The sequence below is a fragment of the Streptosporangium sp. OZ121 genome, assembly GCF_051918885.1.
In the GTDB taxonomy this organism is placed as follows: Bacteria; Actinomycetota; Actinomycetes; order Streptosporangiales; family Streptosporangiaceae; genus Streptosporangium.
Genome location: NZ_JBPXMC010000030.1, coordinates 67743 through 86461, shown reverse-complemented (window position 1 = coordinate 86461; position 18719 = coordinate 67743). Strand labels below are relative to the sequence as shown.

Below are 18719 nucleotides of genomic sequence, written 5' to 3'. Positions count from 1 at the left end.
GCGGCCGCCGCGTCCTCGTCGCCCGAGGTGACCGGACCGGTGGACACGCGGCCGACCGGAAAACACCTGTTATGCGTATATATCCACATCAGGGGCGCAAACCTACCGTCCGTCCGGCTATTCATGCGAGGATCCCGAAACGTGAAAGTAATCATCAAAATATTGGTCGTAGCAGCCGCTCTGTGGGCGGCGACCCGGTTCGTGGACGGCATCACGGTGTCCGCACAGACCCCGGTCAAGGAGATCGGCACGCTCATCGCCGTCGCTCTCGTCTTCGGGATCGTCAACGCGGTCCTGAAGCCGATCATCGCGACACTCGGCTGCGCCTTCTACATCCTCACGCTCGGCCTGTTCGCCCTGGTGGTCAACGCCGGGCTGCTGCTGCTGACCAGCTGGATCGCCGGCGAGCTCTCGCTGCCCTTCCACGTCGACGGCTTCTGGGCCGCGTTCTGGGGTGCGATCGTCGTCGGCCTGGTCAGCTGGCTGCTCGACCTGATCCTCGACGCGATCGTCGGCGACTGAGCCGATGACCGTCGTCCTTGACGGCGCCCACCTGACCTGCGAGCAGGTCGACCGGGCGGCCCACGGCTCCGGGATCGCGCTGGGCTCCACCGGCCGCGCGGAGGCGGCATGGCGGATGGCCGGCCTGCTCAACGGGCCCGTGTACGGCCGGACCACCGGCGTGGGCGCCAACAAGGACGTGGCGGCCGAGGACACCGGCCTGGACCTGCTCCGCAGCCACGCGGGCGGCGCCGGACCGGCGATCGAGGCGTTCCGCGCCCGCGCCACCCTCGTGGTCCGGCTCAACCAGCTGCTCGCCGGCGGCTCGGGGGTCGATCCCGCGCTCCTGCCGGTGCTCGCCGCCGCCGTCAACCGCGGCCTCACCCCGCCGATCCGCACCTACGGCGCCATCGGCACCGGCGACCTGACCGCCCTGGCCACGACCGCGCTCTGCCTCCTGGGCGAGCTTCCCTGGACCTCGCCCTCCGAGGACGTACGGACCGGGGCGCGGGACGGAGACACCGGAGACACCGGAGACACCGGCGTACGGAACGGGAATCCCCCGTCCGGGAGCGAAGCCGGGAGCGGAGCGGGGAACGCGGGGGGCGGCCCGCCGGGGACGCGGGCGGGAGATCCGGTACCCAGGTTCGCGCTCGCCTCCGGTGACGCGCTGCCGTTCATCAGCTCGGGCGCGGCGACCCTGGCGGACGCCGCGCTGGCCTGTCACCGCCTGGGCGTCCTGCTGTCCGCCGCCACGGCGGTCGCGGCCCACTCCTTCCGGGCGATCGAGGCCTCGCTCGAACCGCTCTCCCCCGTCGTGCAACGCGGCCCCGAGCAGACCGAGGTCGCGACCGAGCTGAGGGCACTGGTCGGCTCCACCAGCCCGCGCCGCGTCCAGGACCCGTACGGCTACCGCGCCTTCCCGCAGGTCCACGGGGCCGTCCTCGACGCTCTCGGCCGGGCGGAGCGGACGATCGTCGAGGAGATGAACGCGGCTCCGGAGAACCCGCTGATCGCCGACGGCCAGGCCTGGCACAACGGCAACTTCCACTCGGCGCGGGTCGCGCTCGCCCTCGACGCCCTGCGGGCCGCGCTCGTGCAGACCGCGACGCTGAGCGCCGCCAGGCTCGCCACCCTGAACGATCCGGCCCACACGGGCCTGCTCCCCTTCCTGGCCGAACGTCCCGGGCTGTCCGGGGTCATGATCCTCGAATACGTCGCGCACTCCGCGCTGGCCGAGCTGCGCCACCTGGCCGCGCCGGTCACCCTGGGCGGCGCCGTGCTCTCCCTGGGCACCGAGGACCACGCGAGCTTCACCCCGCAGGCGGCCCGCTCCGCGCTCGCCGCCGCCGAACCGCTGGAGATCGTCCTGGCGTGCGAGCTGGTGGCCTCGGTACGGGCCCTGCGGCGGCGCGGCCTGCCCTGCGACCTGCCGCTCGATCCCGCGATGGAGGACCGTCCCCTGGACGCCGACCTCGACGCGGCACGCGGGCTCCTGCCCGGCCTCGTTCCCCGAGACCTGTGAGTCAGCCGACCGAGCCGCGCTCGCGGAGCTGGGGTGCCTGGACGATGCGGCGGCGGCGCGTGTTGCCGTCGGCGGCCGCCACGACGATGCGGACCGCGGCCCGGACGATGCCGTCGATGTCCCAGTCGACCGTGGTCAGGCCGGGGGTGAGCAGACCCGACATGGGATGGTCGTCGTAACCCATCACGGACACCTCGAACGGGATGCCCAGCTTCCGCTCGGCCGAGGCCGCGTAGACGCCGTAGGCGATCGAGTCTGCGAAGCAGAAGAACGCCCGGTGGCCGGCGTCGAGCATCTCGCCCGCGACCCGGGTGGCGGGTCCCAGCGACTGCGAGGCGGTGACCATCTCGATGTCCAGGCCCAGCCGCCCGGCCTCGGCCAGGACGTGCACGTCGGCGGGCCGGTCGGGGGTGCTGGCCCGCGTCGAGGTGAGGACGGCCAGCCGCCGGTGGCCCCGCCGGCGCAGATGCTCCAGGGCGAGGGTCACCCCGGCACGGTTGTCGAAGACGACCTCACCCGCCGTGCGCGCCCCGGCGAGGGCGTCGCCGATCGACACCACCGGCAGTCCCTCGCACAGGTCGGCCCAGAGCGGCGCCGCGGGGTCGACCGGTTGCACGATCAGCGCGTCCACCCGCTGGTCACGGAGCTGCCTGGCGAGCGTGTTCTCCCTGGCCGGATCTCCCGCGGCGTCCAGGATCAGGGCGTAGCGGTCGTTGTCCTTGAGGGCCCGGCCGATGCCGACGGCCAGCGCCTGCTGCCAGAGGTCCTCCAGGGAGCCGCAGAGCAGGCCGATCATCCCGGTCCGGCCGCTGGCCAGGGCACGGGCGATGGGGTCGGCCTCGTAGCCGAGCTCGGCCGCGGCCTGCCGCACCCGCTCGATGGTCTCCTCCGACACCTGCAGGCCGCGCAGGGCGTACGAGACGGCGGCGGGCGAAAGACCGGTGGCCTTCGCCACCTCACGTATGGTCGCTCGTTTCCGGGGCCGGGACATCGGACCAGCCTATTCCCCGGGGCCTTCGAAGGCGCGTTCCCCGCGCGATCGGCGGCGTCGCGGGACATCGGGAGGTATTGACACCAAGCCAGGTGAAGCGGTTCACTGAAACGGTTCACTGAACCGTGTCACTGTTGGATGTGGCGAGGTGAAGGCGTTTACCCATATTCTAGGTAGGGAATGCCTTGAAGGCGTGAAAGGAGGGGACCCGCCGTGACCGTCGACGTTCACCAGCATCTGTGGACGCCCGCGTTCGTGGACGCGCTCAGACGTCGCACGACCGCGCCCCGGCTCGACGGCTGGACCCTCCACCTGGACGGCGAACCCGCCTACGAGGTCGACCCCGCCGACCACGACCTCACCGGTCGCCTCGCGCTGAACTCGGGGCTCGACCTGGCTCTCGTGTCACTGTCCAGCCCGCTCGGCATCGAGTCGCTGCCCCCCGACGAGGCCTGGCCGATCATCGACGCCTACCACGAGGACGCCCTCGCGCTGCCCGCGCCCTTCGGCGCCTGGGCGGCGACCTGCCTCAGCGAGATCGATCCCGCCAGGCTCGCCAAGACCCTCGACGCGCGGGACGGCGTACGGAACGACGCGAAGAACGACGGCCGCGCGAAGGACGAAGGCCGCGCGTGGGACGTGCGGCCGGGATTCGCCGGGCTCCAGCTGCCCGCGACCGCCGTGCGCGACGCCGCCGGCCTGGCCGGGGTCGCCCCGCTGCTCGACGTGCTCACCGAGCGCGACCTGCCGCTCTTCGTGCACCCCGGCCCCGCCGCCGAACCCGAGGGGCCCGGCTGGTGGCCCGCCGTCGTGCCGTACGTGCAGCAGATGCACGCCGCGTGGTACGCCTTCGCCGCCTTCGGCCGGACCCGCCACCCCCGCCTGCGGGTCTGCTTCTCGCTGCTCGCCGGGCTGGCCCCGCTCCACTCCGAGCGCCTGGCCAACCGGGGCGGCGAGAGCCGGGGACGGGTCGACCCCGACCTGTTCCTGGAGACCTCCTCCTACGGCCCGCGCGCCATCGACGCCGTCGTCCGCGAGCTCGGCGTCGACATCGTGGTCAGCGGTTCCGACCGGCCCTACGCCACCGCACCCGACCCCGCGCTCGGCGACGCCGCCTGGCACGCCATCGCGGTCACCAACCCGAACCGCCTGCTGAACGGAAAGGAGTCGCGCAAGTGAACCAGTACCAGGGCCGCGAGAGCTGTGTGCTCCCGGCGAGGAGAGCCGTGAGCGAACGGCCCGCGCGAGCCGCCGGGCCCGCCGACCGCGCCGGTCACGCCCGTCATGTCGGTCACGCCTGGCGAGTGGCCATCGCGGGCTTCTGGCCGTTCGGCGGTGAGACCTCATGAGCTACATGAGCTACGAGGCCCTGCCCGCCCGCGCCCTCGACCGGCGCGAGCTCCTCGACCTGGTCAACGATCTGGCCGCCGACCCGTCCACCTGGCAGAACCAGGTGGAGTTCCCCGAGGAGGGAGGGCGCCACTTCGCCTCCCTCTACCGCGACTCCCACGTGGACGTCTGGCTGCTGTGCTGGCGCCCCGAGGACGACACCGGCTGGCACGACCACGACACCTCCTCCGGGGCGGTCCGCGTCGTGGCCGGGACGCTCCTGGAGTGCAACCCCCGCATCGGCGGCGAGCACCTGGAGACCGTGATCTCGGAGGGCGAGTCCTTCTCCTTCGGCCCCGACCACATCCACCGGCTGACCGGCGCGGTGCACGGCAGCGTCTCGATCCACGCCTACTCGCCGCCGCTGTGGCGCCTGGGCCAGTACTCCATCAGCGACAGCGGCGTGATGCGCCGCGTCTCGGTGAGCTACGCCGACGAGCTGCGTCCCATGGACGACGTCGAGAGGATGGTCGAGGTCGCCTGACACGGGTTCCGTTGAAAATTTGACAAGAAGGTAATCCCGGACCGTTGCCGGATTTGATCAAAAACGCTTTGATCAAATCTGGTAACGGAAGGGGACCTGTGAACATCCCGACGATCGTCCGTAGCTCGCTGGCAGCCTTATGCCTTCTGGTTGCGAGCGCGTGTGCGAACGCCGACACCGGCAGCACCTCCGCGACGGGCTCCGGAGCGCCGTCCGCGCCTGCGGCGGCCACGAAAATCAACTATCTGACCTCGTTCAACGTCTTCGGGCGCGACGCCTACGCCTATGTCGCCCTGGAGAAGGGATATTTCAGGGACGCCGGGTTCGACGTCACCATCAGACCCGGCAGCGGCACGGCCGACTCCCTCAAACTGATCGCGAGCGGCCAGGCCGACTTCGGGATCACCGACCTGACCGGCTCCATCGTCACCCTGGCGGGGCAGAAGCTGCCGGTCACCGGCGTGGCGGCGATCCAGCAGCGGTCGCTCACCGCCGTCATCGCCCTTGAGGGCTCGGGCATCGCCGCGCCCAAGGACCTGGAGGGCAAGAAGATCGCCGACCCGCCCGGCTCGGCCGTGAAGCTCGTCTTCCCCGCGTACGCCAAGGCCGCCGGGATCGACCCGGCCAAGGTCACCTTCGTCCCCGCGCCGCCGCCGTCGCTCCCGCAGCTGCTGTCCTCCGGCAAGGTCGACGCCATCGGCCAGTTCGTGGTGGGCAGGCCGACCATCGAGCAGGCGGCCCAGGGACGCAAGGCCGTGGTCCTGCCGTACAGCGACCATGTCAAGGAGATGTACGGCAACATCCTCACGACCACCGCGAAGATGGCGGCAGAGAAGCCCGAGATGGTGACGAAGTTCCGGGACGCCCTGCTCAAGGGGCTGGAGTACGCCGTCGACAACCCCGACGAGTCCGGAAAAATCCTGAACAAGTATCACCCGACCCAGAACCCGGTCACCGCGGCCGCGGAACTGAAGGAGATGGCCGCCTTCGTACGGCCGTCGGAGGCCGGGGTGCCCGTGGGCGCGCTGGACGAGAGCCGTCTGGCCGCCGTCATCACCATCCTCGAAGACGCGAAGGTGATCCAGCCCGGTTTCAAGCCCTCCGACATCGTCACCTTCGGCCTGGCCCCCGGATCCTGACATGATCGAAATATCGGATCTGTCCTGCGTGTTCCCGGGCAGGGCCGGACCGGTGACCGCGCTGGAGGGAATCGGCCTGCGGGTGCACGAGCACGAGTTCGTGGCGGTGATCGGGCGCTCGGGCTGCGGGAAGTCGACGCTCCTGCGGCTGGTCGCCGGTCTCATCCCGGCGACCGGCGGGGAGGTGCGGGTCGCGGGAGAGCCGGTGACCGGGCCCCGTCCCGATGTCAGCCTCATGTTCCAGCGGCCCGCCCTGCTCCCGTGGCGGACGGTCCTCGGCAACGTGCTGCTGCCCGTGGAGTTCCTCGGCAGGTCGAAGGCCGCCCATCTCGGCCGCGCGCGCGAGCTGCTGCGCGTGGCCGGGCTGGAGGGGTTCGAGAAGCGGCTCCCGCACGAGCTGTCGGGTGGCATGCGGCAGCGGGTGGCCCTGTGCCGGTCGCTGATCTGCGAGCCGAAGGTGATGCTCATGGACGAGCCGTTCTCCGCGCTGGACGCGCTCACCCGCGAGGAGCTCTCCGCCGAGCTCCAGCGGATCCGGGCGGAGAGCGCCGCGACGGTCGTCCTCGTCACCCACTCCATCGAGGAGGCGGTACTGCTCGCGGACCGGGTCGTGGTGCTCAGCCCACGGCCCGGCAGGGTCAGGGAGATCGTGGAGATCGACGTGCCCCGGCCGCGCTCCCTGGGCCGCGACGCCCACGCGGAGCGGCTGGCCGGGTACGGCGCGGAGCTGCGCTCGCTGCTCGCCGAGCCGCTCGGCGAACGGACCGGCGAGCCGGCTCCCGGCTCGTCCGGGGAACCGACGGGGAGAACCGCCGGATGAGGGTCTGGGTGCTTCCCGCGGCCGGCGCGGCACTGACCGTGGCGGCCTGGTGGCTGGCCACGGTCGCCTTCGACATCGCGCCGTACGTCCTGCCCGCGCCTCCCGACGTGCTCGCCGTCTTCGGTGAGCACGGCGGCTACCTGCTCGACCAGACCTGGGTGACGCTGGTGGAGACGCTGCAGGGGTACGCGCTCGCCGTGGTGGCGGGCGTGCTGATCGCGGTCCTGATCGCCACGTTCCGGATCGTCGAGGAGAGCGTCTACCCGCTGCTGATCGCCGTGAACGCGGTGCCCAAGGTGGCCGTCGCGCCGATCCTGGTCGTGTGGATGGGATTCGGCCAGCTCCCCAAGGTGGTGATGGTCTTCCTCGTCTGCTTCTTCCCCATCGTGATCTCCACGGCCACCGGCCTGCGGTCCACCCCGGCGGAGTTCGTCGAGCTGAGCAGGTCGCTCCGGGCGAGCTGGTGGCGACTGTTCCTCCAGGTGCGCTTCCCGCACGCCCTGCCGCAGATCTTCGTCGGGCTGAAGGTCGCGATCTCGCTGGCCGTCATCGGCGCGGTGATCGGCGAGTTCGTCGGCGCCCAGGCGGGGCTCGGCTACGTCATCGTCCAGTCCGGCGCGAGCGCGGACACCGCGCTCGCGTTCGCCGCGATGGTCCTGCTCGGCGCGATGAGCATCGCGCTGTTCTACGTCCTGGTCGCGATCGAGCACCTCCTGTTGCCGTGGGCGCGCGAGACCACCGCCTGAACCCGGCTCTCCCGGCAGGCACCCGCCACATCATCCGAGTCGACACGGAGGTATCCGATGAGTGATCCAGAAGCGGGCGAGACCGGGCTGGGCCCGGTGGGCCAGCACGTCGTCTTCGAGAACGAGCTGGTCAGGGTATGGCAGATCGAGCTGGAACCGGGCCAGACCCAGCCCCTGCACCGGCACGACCACCCGTACCTCGTCATCGCGGTCGAGGAGGCCCTCAACGTCATCGAGACCGCCGACGGGCAGCTGATCGACGCGCCGGAACCGCGCGGTTCGGTGATCTTCAGGGATCCGGGCGCGGTGCACAAGCTGACGAACGTGGGAGAGACGAGATACGTCTCGCGCCTGGTGGAGCTGAAGAATGGCTGACCACCCGACCGTCGGCGAGCGGCCTGTCCCGGCCCCCGGTGAACGCCCCGCACCCGCCTCCGGTGAGCGGGCCTCGTCGGCCGGCGGTGAGCGGCCCGCTCCGATCGTCGTGGCCGGCGCGGGTCCCGTGGGGCTCATCACCGCGCTCGGGCTCGCCCACCACGGCCTCCCGGTCGTGGTGCTCGAGGAGGACGAACGACTGTCCCCGGACACCAAGGCCGGCTCGCTGCTCACCCGCAGCCTGGAGATCCTGCACCGGTACGGGGCGCTGCCCCCGGTGCTCCGCGCCGCGCTGCGCGTCGACGAGATCGGCGAGTTCGAGCGTGCCACGGGCCTGCCCAGGTTCCGGGTGCGTACGGACGCGCTGGCCGGGGACACCCGGTTCCCCTTCCTCGCCAACATCCCGCAGCACCACCTGGAGCCGGTGCTCCGCGACGAGCTGGAGCGCAGGGTGCCGGGCGCCCTGCGCATGGGACACCGCGTGACCGGTTTCCGGCAGGCTCCGGACGGGGTGGAGGTGACCGCGGAGACGGCCTCGGGGCCGCGGGTGATCCGCGGGTCGTTCCTGCTGGGCTGCGACGGCGGGCGGTCGTCCGTCCGGGGGGCGCTCGGGGTGACCGTCGAGGGCCGCACGCTGGAGGAGCGGTACGTGCTCGTCGACCTGGAGGTCGACCTCGACGTCGACACCCCGCGCGACTATCCCTACCTGGGTTACTTCTCCGACCCGGAGGAGTGGGTGGTCGTGGTGCGCCTGCCGCACTGCTGGCGCTTCGTCTACGCGCTCAAGCCGGGCACGCCGGAACCGGACGAGGCGGAGCTGCGGGACAGGGCGCTGCGCTTCCTCGGGGAGGTGGGCCCCTCGCGGCTGGTGGGCTGCAACGTCTACCGCGTCCATCACCGGATCGCGAGCCGCTGGCGTGACCACCGGGTCTTCCTGCTCGGGGACGCCGCCCACCTGATCACGCCGATGTGGGCCCTCGGCCTCAACACCGGGGCGCTGGACACCTCCAACCTGGTGTGGCGCCTGGCGTGGGTGCTGCGGGGGTGGGCGGACGACCGGCTGCTCGACGGGTACGAGAGCGAGCAGTTCCCGGTGGCCTCCCTGGGCTCGGGCAAGATGGCCGAGGCGGCCCGCGCCGTCATGGCCCATCGCGGTGCGGACGCCGCGGCCATGACGGAGGGCGGCTGGGGAACCGCCCAGACGCGCACGCTGCTGGGCGTGCGGCTCGACGTGGACGGCACCGGAGACTGGGGCATGGTCAAGACCGGTGACACCCCCGCGCCGGTGCGGCGCGGTGACCGCGCCCCGGACCTGCCGCTGTTCGGCCCCGCCGGGGAGGTCCACCTGCACGACCTGTGCGCGGACTCCTTCGTGGCGCTGTACTTCACCGACGCCCGGCGGGCTCCCCTGGTCCCGCCCCCCGACTCGCCCGCGCTGCGGCAGTACGTGGTCAGCAGGTGGGACGTGCCACCGGGCTCGGAGCTGCGTGACCGGCTCCTGCTCGACCCCGGCGAGCGGGTCCGCCTGCGGTTCGGCGTCCCCGACGACACGCTGGTGCTGGTGCGGCCCGACGGGCACATCACCGCGATCAGGCCGTTCGCCCCCCGGGGAGGCGAGGGCCTGGCCGAGGACCTCTACACGGCCGTCACGGACAGGCGGCCGCCGACCACCTCCCCCGTCCGCTAGCCGCGTTCCCGGCCCGCACGGGGTCCCGCCGTCGCGAGACCCCCGTGCGGATCGCCGTACCCGGGTGATCGGGGCCGGGGGATGCTAGAAGACGCGCTCCCTGACGGCGTTGGCCATGCCCGGGTCGTCGGCGAAGACGCCGTCGACGCCGAGGGAGTAGAGCCTCTCCAGCCAGCCCATCACGTTGCCGGTGGCGCGCGGGTAGGCCGGGCTCGCCGGGTTGCCGAACCGGAAGTCCACCGGGAGCTGCGAGTTCTCGTTCCTGACGGTCCAGGTGTGGACCTTCAGACCGGCCCGGTGGGCGTCCTGGATGAGCGGGGTGGGCGGCAGGAGGCGTCCGTCGGGGCCGGCGGGCACGATCCGCCTGGTGTCGACGCCGACGCCGTCCGCGTAGCTCGCCACGTCACGGAGCCCGGCGGGGGTGACCATGGTGTCGTAGGTGCGCGGGTCTCCGGCGGCGACCCAGTCGTACGGGGCGCCGGTGGCGGTGATGAGCTGGATCAGCGGCAGCTTGGTCCGCTTGCTCAGCTCGCGCAGGTTGGCGGTCTCGAAGGACTGGATGAAGACCGGGTCCCGGCTCCCGCGCCAGCCGTGCCGGCCGAGCACGTCGAGCAGCGGCTCCTCCAGGGAGAGGCCGATGGAGTCGAAGTAGGTCGGGTGCTTGGTCTCGGGGTAGACGCCGACCCCGCTGCGCTTGGCGAGCGCGACGACCTCGTCGAAGGTCGGGATCTCCGCGAGGCCGTTGAAGGCGGTGTTGTCCGGACGCAGGTCGGGAACGCGCTCCTCGGCCCTGAGCGTCTTCAGCTCCGCGAGCGTGAAGTCCTCGGTGAACCAGCCGGTGATCGGGGTGCCGTCGATGGTCTTGGTCGTCCGGCGCGCCGCGAACTCGGGGTGGTTCTCGACGTCCGTGGTGCCGCCGATCTCGTTCTCGTGCCTGGCCACCAGCACGTGGTCCTTCGTCGAGACCAGGTCGGGCTCGATGTAGTCGGCGCCGAGCGCGATCGCGGTCTCGTACGAGAGCAGGGTGTGCTCGGGCCGGTGCGCGCTGGCGCCCCGGTGGGCGATGACGAGGGGTTCGCGGCCGCGCGGCTCGGCGGTGGCGGGTTCGGGTTGTTGCAGCACAACGGCGACGGTACCGGTCGCGAGGACCGTCAGCGCCGCGGCCAGAAGCCTACGGATCATGTTCAGGAACGTAAGCCGCTCGGATGACCATTGGAACAACGACTCGCGAAGGGAACGGGACGTGCGGGCGGCCGATGATCCGCGCCGCCCCGAAGGACGGGCGGCCGATGACGCGTGCCGCCCCGGGGGGCGGGGCCATCGTGCCGTCGCCCCTCCCGGGAGGATGTCACTCGAACGATTCGAGGCGCAGAACCGCATCGAGGCTCTCGTTGTCGCCGTAGTCGACCGGCACGTCGACGACGACGGGACCCGGCGTGTCGAGGGCCCGGCGGAGTACCGCGGGGAGCTCGTCCGCGCAGGTCGCCCGCATCCCGGCCGCGCCGAAGCTCTCGGCGAAACGCACCGTGTCGATCGGGCCGAAGTCGACCCCCGACGTCCGCCCGTACTTCAGCCGCTCCTGGAAGGCGACCATGTCGTAGGTGCCGTCGCGCCACACCAGATGCGTGAGGTCGGCGCCGACGCGCACGGCGGTCTCCAGTTCCATGGCGGAGAAGAGGAAGCCTCCGTCGCCGGAGACGGACACCACCTTGTGGCCCGGCCGCACCAGCGCCGTGGCGACGGCCCGGGGCAGTGCCACGCCGAGCGTCTGCTGACCGTTGGAGAACAGCAGGCCGCGTGGCCGGTAGGTCCGGAAGTGACGGGCCATCCAGATGTAGTGGGAACCGACGTCGCAGACCACGGTGGTGTCGTCGTCGACCGCCTCACGCAGGGCGCGGACGATCCGCAGAGGATGGATCCGGCCCGGACGGGACTCGGCGGGCGCGCTGTCCAGGCCGGCGAGCCTGGCGCGCAGCCTCGCGACACGGGCCGCGGCGCCGCGTGCGAGGGCCAGCCCGTCCAGCCGGTCGGCCAGCGCCGTCACGGTGGCCGCCACGTCGCCGCGCAGCTCGACCGACGGCCGGTAGCGATTGTCGATCTCCGCCGGGCAGTCGTCCAGGTGGACGATCTCCGGTCCCGCCCCGGGTCCCGGGTTCCACAGCCCGGGGTCGTACTCGACGTGGTCGTACCCGACGGCGAGGACGAGGTCCGCCTGGCCCAGCGCCTCGTCCCCCGGCTGGTCGCGGAACAGGCCGACCCTGCCGAGGAAGCGTTCCTCCAGCTCCCCTCGCGGCACCACCCCGGCGGCCTGGAAGGTCTCCACCACCGGCAGCCCGGTGCGCGCCATCAGGCCGCGCACCGCCTCGGCCGTGACCCGGTCGCCGGTCCGGGCCCCGAGCAGCACGACCGGCGTCCGGGCCCGCCTGACGGCGTCCGCGGCCCGGTCGACCGCCTCCGGAGGGGCGGGCCCGAGCCGCGGCACGTCCGGAGCCCCGGCGGGTGACTCCGTGGTGGCGTCACCGAGGAGGTCCTGCGGGAGGATGACGGCCACGGCCCCGCGGGGCGAGGTGGAGGCCGCCCGGTAGGCGTTCGACACGACCTCGGGCAGGGCCGCCACGTCGTCCACCTCCCAGGTGGACTTGCAGACCGCCCGGAGCAGGCCGACCGGGTCCATCGACCGGCGCGTCCGCTTCAGCCGGTCGGCGCGGGGCACCGCCCCGGCGAAAGCGACGACCGGGTCGCCCTCCGTGGTCGCCGTCGCCAGGCCGGTGGCCAGGTTGGAGGTGCCGGACCCGGAGGTCACCAGCACCACGCCGGGCCGTCCGGTGAGCCGGCCGGCCGCCGCCGCCATGAAGGCGGCGTTCTGCTCGTGCCGGCACACCACCAGTCGTGGCCCCGCGCCGACCAGGGCGTCGAACACCGCGTCGATCTTGGCGCCCGGGATCCCGAAGACGTGCTCGACCCCCGACCTCTCCAGGCAGTCGACCAGCAGGTCAGCGCCGGTGGCGGGAACCCGCCTCACGAGCCGTCGCGCCGTCGCGACCATGTCCGCCCCCGTCCACATCGCGGGGAGCCCCGGTGACACGGGGTCGTCGTCGCGAAGAGAGTCGCAAAGAGACAAAGAGAATGCAATGACGGCCACCCCGGATCCGGGTGAACGCGATGCCGTACGGCGTGCCGCCGATCGCGGCTCCGCCCCTCGTCGTCCGGTGGCGGCCCCGTCCCACGCTACGCGCCCGCCAGGAAAGCCACAAGAGGCCGCTTAACCCCGCTGACCAGGGCTTTTACGGCACACAGGTCAGGCCAGGGAGGGCGAGCCCTCGGCCGGGCGAGACTCGCCCGCGCCGGACGGCGCGACCGGGCGCCCGGCCAGGAAACCGGCCGCCAGCTGCAGGCCGCACGCGCCGATCCCGGCCAGCAGCGGCAGCGTCCAGCCACCCGAGAGCTGGTGGAGCGCGCCGATCAGGAGCGGTCCGAGCGCGGCCAGCGTGTAGCCGACGGACTGGGCGACGGCCGACAGGGCGGTGACCGAGACCGGGTCGGGCGCGCGGAGCGTGATGATGAGCAGGGCCAGCGCGATCGAGGCGCCCTGCCCCACTCCGAGGACGATCATCCAGAGCCACGGCAGGGCGGCGGGGGCGATCAGCACGCCGAGGTATCCGGCGATCGTGAGAAGGGTCGCGGCGGTGACGTACGGCACCTGCGACCGGGCCCGGCCCGCGAGCACCGGGACGGTCAGCGTGGCCGCCACCTGGGCCAGGTTGGTGAGGCTGAGCATGTATCCGGCCTGGTCGGCGGGGAGTCCCGCGTCCTTGAAGATCGTCGGTATCCAGGCCAGCATGATGTAGAAGGTCAGCGACTGCAGGCCCATGTAGACGGTGACGTACCAGGTCACCCGGCTGCGGAGCAGCAGGGCGAACGGCCTGGGCGCGACCTTTGGACGGGCGGGGCGGCGTAGCGCCTGGGGCAGCCAGAGCGCCGCCGCCGCCAGTGCCGGGATCGCGGTCATCGCCGTCACCTCGCGCCAGCCGAGCCCGGTGGCCCGCTCGATCGGGACCACCGAACCGGACGCCACCGCGGCGCCCAGCACCAGGCCGGAGACGTAGATCGCGGTGAACGGCCCGACCCGCGTGGGGAAGTGCTGCTTGACCACGCCTGGCATCGCGACGTTCATCACGGCGATGGCCGTACCTGCGACGGCCGCGCCCGCGTAGAGCGCGGGGACGCTTCCCGTGCCGCGCAGCGCCACCCCGGCCGCCAGGATCAGCAGCCCGGCCATGAGCGTGCGGTCCAGGCCGAAGCGGCGGGCGAGCAGGGGGGCGAGCGGGCCGAGGACGCCCAGGCAGACCACCATGACCGTGGTGATCGCCCCGCCCCCGGCGGCGCTCAGCCCGAGATCGTCCATGATCTCGTCCAGTACCGGGGAGATGCCCGCCAGCGCGGGCCGCAGGTTGAGCGCCGCGAGCACGAACCCCGCGACGAGCAACACCCGCGACATCCACGACACCCGTGACACACCGACTCCCCGCTCGAGCATTGCCCAACTCTCCCATAGGCCTCACAGCGCATCATCGGGGGAGGTTATGCAGCCCGTCGGTAGGGAGTCAGAAGGGATACGTCGCGATATTTCCTTGCATCGTCACCCAGCGGGTCTCGGTGAAGGCCTCGATGTTGGCCCGTCCCCCGCCGAAGCGCGAGCCGGTACCCGACGCGCCGACCCCGCCGAACGGGGCCACCGCCTCGTCGTCCACCGTCTGGTCGTTGACGTGCACGATCCCGGTGGGAACGAGGTCGGCCAGCGCAAGGCCGCGCATCGCGTCGCGCGTCAGGATGCCCAGCGACAGGCCGTACTCGCTGTCGGAGGCCAGCGCGGCGGCCTCCTCGATCGTGGAGAACGGCACGACGGGCGCGACCGGCCCGAACACCTCCTGGACGTACGCGGGAGCGTGCGCGGGCAGGTCGGCCAGGACCGTGGGCCGGTAGAAGAGCCCCTCGTAGGTGCCGCCCGCGGCCAGCCGCGCCCCGGCGTCGACGCTCGCGGAGACCAGGCCGTGGACCTTGTCCCGCTGGCCGGCGTCGATCAGCGGGCCGAGCGCGACCTGCCCGCCCGCCGGGTCGCCGACCGGCAGGTGGTCGGCCTTCTCCGCGAGCCGCGCCACGTACTCCTCCGCGATCGAGGAGTGCACCAGGTGGCGTCCGGTGGTCATGCAGATCTGCCCCTGGTGCAGGAAGGAGCCCCAGGCGCCCGCCGAGACGGCGAGGTCCAGGTCCGCGTCGTCCAGGACGATCAGCGCGCTGTTGCCGCCGAGTTCCAGGTGCGCCCGCTTGAGCAGCCGCCCGCACGCCTCGCCGACCGCGCGCCCCGCCGAGGTCGAGCCGGTGAAGGAGATCACCCGTACCAGCGGATCGCCGACCAGCGCCTGCCCCGCCGCCACCCCTCCCGGCAGCACGTGGAGCAGCCCGGGCGGCAGGCCCGCCTCCTCGAAGACGCGGGCGACGGCGACGCCGCCGGAGACGGCGGTACGCGGGTCGGGCTTGAGGATCACCGCGTTCCCCAGGGCGAGCGCGGGGGCGACCGAGCGGATGGCGAGGACCAGCGGGAAGTTGAACGGGGCGATCACCCCGACCACCCCGGCGGGTACGCGGCGGGCCAGGCTGAGCCGCCGCTTGACGGTGGGCAGGATCTCCCCCAGCGGCTGGGACGCCAGCGCGGCGGCCTCGTGGCACTCCTGGGCGGCGACGTGCGTCTCCACGCCCGCCTTGGGGCGGATCGACCCGGCCTCGCGGACCAGCCAGTCCTGGATCTCCTCCGCGTGCTCCTCGAACAGCCTCCCGGCCCGCCGCAGCACGGCCGCCCGCTCCTCGAACGAGGTCGCCGCCCACTCCCGCTGTGCCCGTACGGCGCGCACGGCCGCCGCCGCCACGTCCTCGGGCCCGGCCACGCCGACCCGGCCGAGCTCCGCGCCGGTGGCGGGCTCGACCACGGCCGCGTCACCCGCGCGCGAGGTGATCCAGCCGTCCCCGAAAACCTGCCCGGTCCACGTCTTGGCATCCATCAGCGACATGGCGTCTCCTTTGTCATGTTGAGGCATGTTGAGGCATGTTGAGTCACGGCTGGTCATGGCCGGCCAGGAGGGCCGGGGAACGACGCGCGGAACCTTCCGGAGGGAAGAAGTTGGGAATGGGCGTGCGTTATGCGAACAAAGATTCCCTGAACGCACGATGCGTATCGCGGAAGCTACGCCCCGGCATCCGGCGTGTCAAGGAATGTCGGGCGGCTAAGTTGACCGCTCGAATGACACCTCAGTATGTTCATTTGGAGAACATTCGTACGCATGACGAACGTCCACCGATCCGGGTATCCAGGACGCGCGGGGAGGAACGATGGCCACGGTGGCCCCGCTCGCCGAGCCCCCGGCCGACAGGAGCCTCCGAACGTGAACGACGTCTACGTCCTCGACGCGGTCCGCACGCCCATCGGCCGGTACGGCGGGGCGCTGTCGGGCGTCCGCCCCGACGACCTGGCCGCGCACGTCGTCCGCGCGCTGGCCGACCGCGCCCCCGCGCTCGACCCCGCCGCCATCGAGGACGTGTTCTTCGGCGCGGCCAACGGGGCGGGCGAGGACAACCGGGACGTCGCACGGATGGCCGTGCTCCTGGCCGGGCTGCCGGTGACGGTGCCCGGCACGACCCTCAACCGGCTGTGCGGCTCCGGCCTGGAGGCGGCGATCGCCGCCTCCCGCGCGGTGGCCGTGGGCGACGCCTCCCTGGTGGTCGCCGGAGGTTCCGAGTCGATGAGCCGGGCGCCGTGGGTGATGCCCAAGCCCGCGCGGGGCTTCGACCGGGGAGAGCGGACCCTGCACGACACCGCCCTCGGCTGGCGCATGGTCAATCCCCGGATGCCCGCCGAGTGGACGGTCGCCCTGGGTGAGGGCGCCGAGATCCTCGCCGACCGCTACGACATCGGCCGCGAGGCCCAGGACCGGTTCGCGCTGCGCAGCCATCGGCGCGCGGCGGCGGCCTGGGAGCGCGGCGTCTTCGACCGCGAGGTGGTCCCGCTCGACGCCCTCGGCCACGACGAGTCCGTCAGGGCCGACTCGACCGAGGAGTCCCTGGCCGGTCTGAAGCCGGTCTTCCGCGCCGGCGGCACCGTCACCGCGGGAAACGCCTCCCCGCTCAACGACGGCGCGGCCGCGCTGCTCGTCGGCGACGAGGCGGGGGCCGCCCGGTCCGGACGGGCCCCGCTGGCCAGGATCGTCTCCCGCGCGGTGATCGGCGTCGAGCCGCACCTGTTCGGCATCGGGCCGGTCGACGCGGCCCGTACGGCCCTCAAGCGGGCGGGCGTCGGCTGGTCCGACCTGAGCGTGGTCGAACTCAACGAGGCGTTCGCCGCCCAGTCGCTGGCGTGCCTCGCCGAGTGGCCCGACCTCGATCCCGAGATCGTCAACGTCAACGGCGGCGCCATCGCGCTCGGCCACCCCCTCGGCTCCTCGGGGGCGCGTATCCTCGGCACCCTCGCCCACGAGCTGCACCGCCGGGGCGGCGGGTACGGCCTGGCCGCCATCTGCGTCGGCGTCGGCCAGGGACTCGCCGTCGTCCTCGAGGGAATCGGTTCCTGAGCGGCCATGACCGGCGTCCGAACCACCCGGAGGTGGACATGACCTCTCCCTCTCCTGCCCCCGCTCCCGCGAACGGCGGCCCGGTCTCCGGCCTGTTCTCCGGGATGTTCGCCAGGGGCGAGGCCTCGGCGGAGGTGTCGGACGTCGCGTGGCTGGCCGCCATGCTGGACGTCGAGGCCGCGCTGGCCGGCGCGCAGGCCGGGATCGGCCTGGTCCCCGCCGGGGTGCCCGCCGCGCTGGCGCGGGCCTGCCGCCCCGAGCTCTACGACGTCGCCGAGCTGGGCGGCAGGGCCGCGCGGACCGGCAACCCCGTCATCCCCCTGGTCGCCGCCCTGCGGGAGCGGGTCGAGCCCGGCCTGCGGCGGTTCGTCCACTACGGCGCCACCAGCCAGGACATCAACGACACCGCCGCCATGCTGGTCGCCCGCCGCGCGCTGACACCGATCCTGGCCGACCTGTCCGCCTGCGCGGACGCCTGCGCGCGGCTGGCGTCCGGCCATCGCGGCACCGTCATGGCCGGGCGCACCGTCCTGCAGCACGCCGTGCCCGTCACGTTCGGGCTGAAGGCGGCGGGCTGGCTGAGCGCGCTGGACCGCTCGCGGTCCTGGCTGGCGGAGGTGCCGCTGCCGGTCCAGTACGGCGGGGCGGCGGGCACCCTGTCGGTCCTCGGCGAGCGGGGCCACGAGGTGCCGCCGCTCCTGGCGGCCGGGCTGGGACTGGCCGAGCCGCTCGTCCCCTGGCACACCGACCGGACCCCGGTGGCCCGGCTGGCCTGCGCGCTCGGCACCGCGGCGGGGACGCTGGGCAAGGTGGCGAACGACGTGAAGCTGCTGGCCCAGACCGAGGTGGCGGAGGTCGCCGAGCCCACCGGGCCCGGCCGGGGCACCTCAAGCGCGATGCCGCACAAGCGCAACCCGGTGGGCTCGATGTCCGTGCTCGCCTGCGTCCAGCGCGTCCCCGGGCTGGTCGCCTCGATCCTGGACGGCATGGTCCAGGAGCACGAGCGCGCCGCGGGCCCCTGGCAGTCCGAGTGGGAGACGCTGGGCGAGCTGCTCCGGCTCACCGGCAGCGCCGCCTCCTGGCTCCGCGAGGTGCTGGAGGGCCTGACCGTCGACCCCGCCCGGATGCGCGCCAACCTCGGGGCGACCCGCGGGCTGCTGATGGCCGAGCAGGTCGTCGTACGGCTCGGGGGCACCCCGCAGGCCCGGCGGCTGGTGGACGCCGCCTGCGCCCGCGCCACCGAGGAGGGCGCGGAGCTGCGGGAGGTCCTGCTCGCCGATCCCGGCGTCTCCCTGACCCCCGGGGAGATCGACGCGGCCCTCGACCCGGCGGGCGCCCTCGGCTCCGCCGCCGCCTTCGTCGACCGGGCGCTCGCCGCCCACGAGAACCTCACGGGAGCCGGCGGATGAGCGGACGGGACACCGAGGAGAGACGAACGCCACG

General features: G+C 72.9%; 16 protein-coding genes. 11 read left to right on the top strand and 5 right to left on the bottom strand.

The genetic code is table 11. The features are described from left to right. Positions 1 to 141: 141 nt before the first annotated feature. Positions 142 to 522 (top strand): phage holin family protein, encoded by a 381-nt coding sequence (locus tag ACTOQ1_RS35550; RefSeq protein WP_440072369.1) that lies wholly within the window; start codon positions 142 to 144, stop codon positions 520 to 522. A gap of 4 nt (positions 523 to 526) precedes the next feature. Continuing rightward, positions 527 to 2026, top strand: a complete 1500-nt coding sequence (locus tag ACTOQ1_RS35545) for an aromatic amino acid lyase (protein WP_440072368.1) — start codon at positions 527 to 529, stop codon at positions 2024 to 2026. A gap of 1 nt (position 2027) precedes the next feature. Here the strand turns inward: ACTOQ1_RS35545 and ACTOQ1_RS35540 are convergent, their stop codons facing one another. Continuing rightward, entirely contained in the window at positions 2028 to 3017 is a 990-nt protein-coding gene (locus ACTOQ1_RS35540; protein WP_440072367.1) for a LacI family DNA-binding transcriptional regulator, read from the bottom strand. Between the two features lie 213 nt (positions 3018 to 3230). On the opposite strand from ACTOQ1_RS35540, the gene ACTOQ1_RS35535 reads away from it, so the two are divergent. The 7 genes from ACTOQ1_RS35535 to ACTOQ1_RS35505 all read left to right on the top strand — a co-directional run bounded on the left by ACTOQ1_RS35535 (position 3231) and on the right by ACTOQ1_RS35505 (position 9657). Then, positions 3231 to 4196 carry an amidohydrolase gene (locus ACTOQ1_RS35535; RefSeq protein WP_440072366.1) on the top strand — a complete coding sequence of 322 codons (966 nt, stop codon included), beginning with the start codon at positions 3231 to 3233 and terminating at the stop codon, positions 4194 to 4196. A 166-nt stretch (positions 4197 to 4362) separates the two neighbouring features. Continuing rightward, positions 4363 to 4890 (top strand): cysteine dioxygenase, encoded by a 528-nt coding sequence (locus ACTOQ1_RS35530; protein WP_440072365.1) that lies wholly within the window; start codon positions 4363 to 4365, stop codon positions 4888 to 4890. Between the two features lie 98 nt (positions 4891 to 4988). Further along, positions 4989 to 6029 (top strand): ABC transporter substrate-binding protein, encoded by a 1041-nt coding sequence (locus ACTOQ1_RS35525; RefSeq protein ID WP_440072364.1) that lies wholly within the window; start codon positions 4989 to 4991, stop codon positions 6027 to 6029. 1 nt (position 6030) lies between these two features. Continuing rightward, a complete protein-coding gene (locus tag ACTOQ1_RS35520; RefSeq protein WP_440072363.1) occupies positions 6031 to 6849 on the top strand; it encodes an ABC transporter ATP-binding protein in 819 nt (272 codons plus the stop codon). Next, positions 6846 to 7595, top strand: a complete 750-nt coding sequence (locus ACTOQ1_RS35515; protein WP_440072362.1) for an ABC transporter permease — start codon at positions 6846 to 6848, stop codon at positions 7593 to 7595. The genes ACTOQ1_RS35520 and ACTOQ1_RS35515 overlap by 4 nt, the downstream gene beginning before the upstream one ends. A gap of 57 nt (positions 7596 to 7652) precedes the next feature. Then, a complete protein-coding gene (locus tag ACTOQ1_RS35510; RefSeq protein WP_440072361.1) occupies positions 7653 to 7970 on the top strand; it encodes a hypothetical protein in 318 nt (105 codons plus the stop codon). After that, the gene (locus ACTOQ1_RS35505; protein ID WP_440072360.1) at positions 7963 to 9657 is read left to right on the top strand and encodes an FAD-dependent monooxygenase; all 1695 of its coding nucleotides are present in this window, start codon (positions 7963 to 7965) and stop codon (positions 9655 to 9657) included. Before ACTOQ1_RS35510 ends, ACTOQ1_RS35505 begins: the two co-directional genes overlap by 8 nt. 84 nt (positions 9658 to 9741) lie before the next feature. On the opposite strand, the gene ACTOQ1_RS35500 is transcribed toward ACTOQ1_RS35505, so the two are convergent. The 4 genes from ACTOQ1_RS35500 to ACTOQ1_RS35485 form a co-directional block, all read right to left on the bottom strand. Continuing rightward, on the bottom strand, positions 9742 to 10839 hold the full coding sequence (locus ACTOQ1_RS35500) for a glycerophosphodiester phosphodiesterase (RefSeq protein ID WP_440072359.1): 1098 nt from the start codon (positions 10837 to 10839) through the stop codon (positions 9742 to 9744). Positions 10840 to 11005: 166 nt separating this feature from the next. Continuing rightward, entirely contained in the window at positions 11006 to 12742 is a 1737-nt protein-coding gene (gene alsS, locus ACTOQ1_RS35495) for an acetolactate synthase AlsS (protein ID WP_440072358.1), read from the bottom strand. Positions 12743 to 12955: 213 nt separating this feature from the next. Then, positions 12956 to 14194, bottom strand: coding sequence for a CynX/NimT family MFS transporter (locus tag ACTOQ1_RS35490; protein WP_440072357.1), 1239 nt, complete (start codon positions 14192 to 14194; stop codon positions 12956 to 12958). Positions 14195 to 14261: 67 nt separating this feature from the next. Then, positions 14262 to 15722, bottom strand: a complete 1461-nt coding sequence (locus tag ACTOQ1_RS35485; protein ID WP_440072356.1) for a benzaldehyde dehydrogenase — start codon at positions 15720 to 15722, stop codon at positions 14262 to 14264. A 372-nt stretch (positions 15723 to 16094) separates the two neighbouring features. On the opposite strand from ACTOQ1_RS35485, the gene ACTOQ1_RS35480 reads away from it, so the two are divergent. Further along, positions 16095 to 17276, top strand: coding sequence for a thiolase family protein (locus tag ACTOQ1_RS35480; protein ID WP_440072355.1), 1182 nt, complete (start codon positions 16095 to 16097; stop codon positions 17274 to 17276). Positions 17277 to 17314: 38 nt separating this feature from the next. After that, on the top strand, positions 17315 to 18685 hold the full coding sequence (pcaB, locus tag ACTOQ1_RS35475) for a 3-carboxy-cis,cis-muconate cycloisomerase (RefSeq protein ID WP_440072354.1): 1371 nt from the start codon (positions 17315 to 17317) through the stop codon (positions 18683 to 18685). Positions 18686 to 18719 lie beyond the last annotated feature (34 nt).

Coding starts and splice junctions, on each gene's coding strand:
- ACTOQ1_RS35545 (WP_440072368.1), top strand. CDS start 527: ATGACCGTCGTCCTTGACGGCGCCCACCTGACCTGCGAGCAGGTCGAC.
- ACTOQ1_RS35540 (WP_440072367.1), bottom strand. CDS start 3,017: ATGTCCCGGCCCCGGAAACGAGCGACCATACGTGAGGTGGCGAAGGCC.
- ACTOQ1_RS35530 (WP_440072365.1), top strand. CDS start 4,363: ATGAGCTACATGAGCTACGAGGCCCTGCCCGCCCGCGCCCTCGACCGG.
- ACTOQ1_RS35520 (WP_440072363.1), top strand. CDS start 6,031: ATGATCGAAATATCGGATCTGTCCTGCGTGTTCCCGGGCAGGGCCGGA.
- ACTOQ1_RS35515 (WP_440072362.1), top strand. CDS start 6,846: ATGAGGGTCTGGGTGCTTCCCGCGGCCGGCGCGGCACTGACCGTGGCG.
- ACTOQ1_RS35510 (WP_440072361.1), top strand. CDS start 7,653: ATGAGTGATCCAGAAGCGGGCGAGACCGGGCTGGGCCCGGTGGGCCAG.
- ACTOQ1_RS35505 (WP_440072360.1), top strand. CDS start 7,963: ATGGCTGACCACCCGACCGTCGGCGAGCGGCCTGTCCCGGCCCCCGGT.
- ACTOQ1_RS35500 (WP_440072359.1), bottom strand. CDS start 10,839: ATGATCCGTAGGCTTCTGGCCGCGGCGCTGACGGTCCTCGCGACCGGT.
- ACTOQ1_RS35490 (WP_440072357.1), bottom strand. CDS start 14,194: ATGCTCGAGCGGGGAGTCGGTGTGTCACGGGTGTCGTGGATGTCGCGG.
- ACTOQ1_RS35485 (WP_440072356.1), bottom strand. CDS start 15,722: ATGTCGCTGATGGATGCCAAGACGTGGACCGGGCAGGTTTTCGGGGAC.
- pcaB (WP_440072354.1), top strand. CDS start 17,315: ATGACCTCTCCCTCTCCTGCCCCCGCTCCCGCGAACGGCGGCCCGGTC.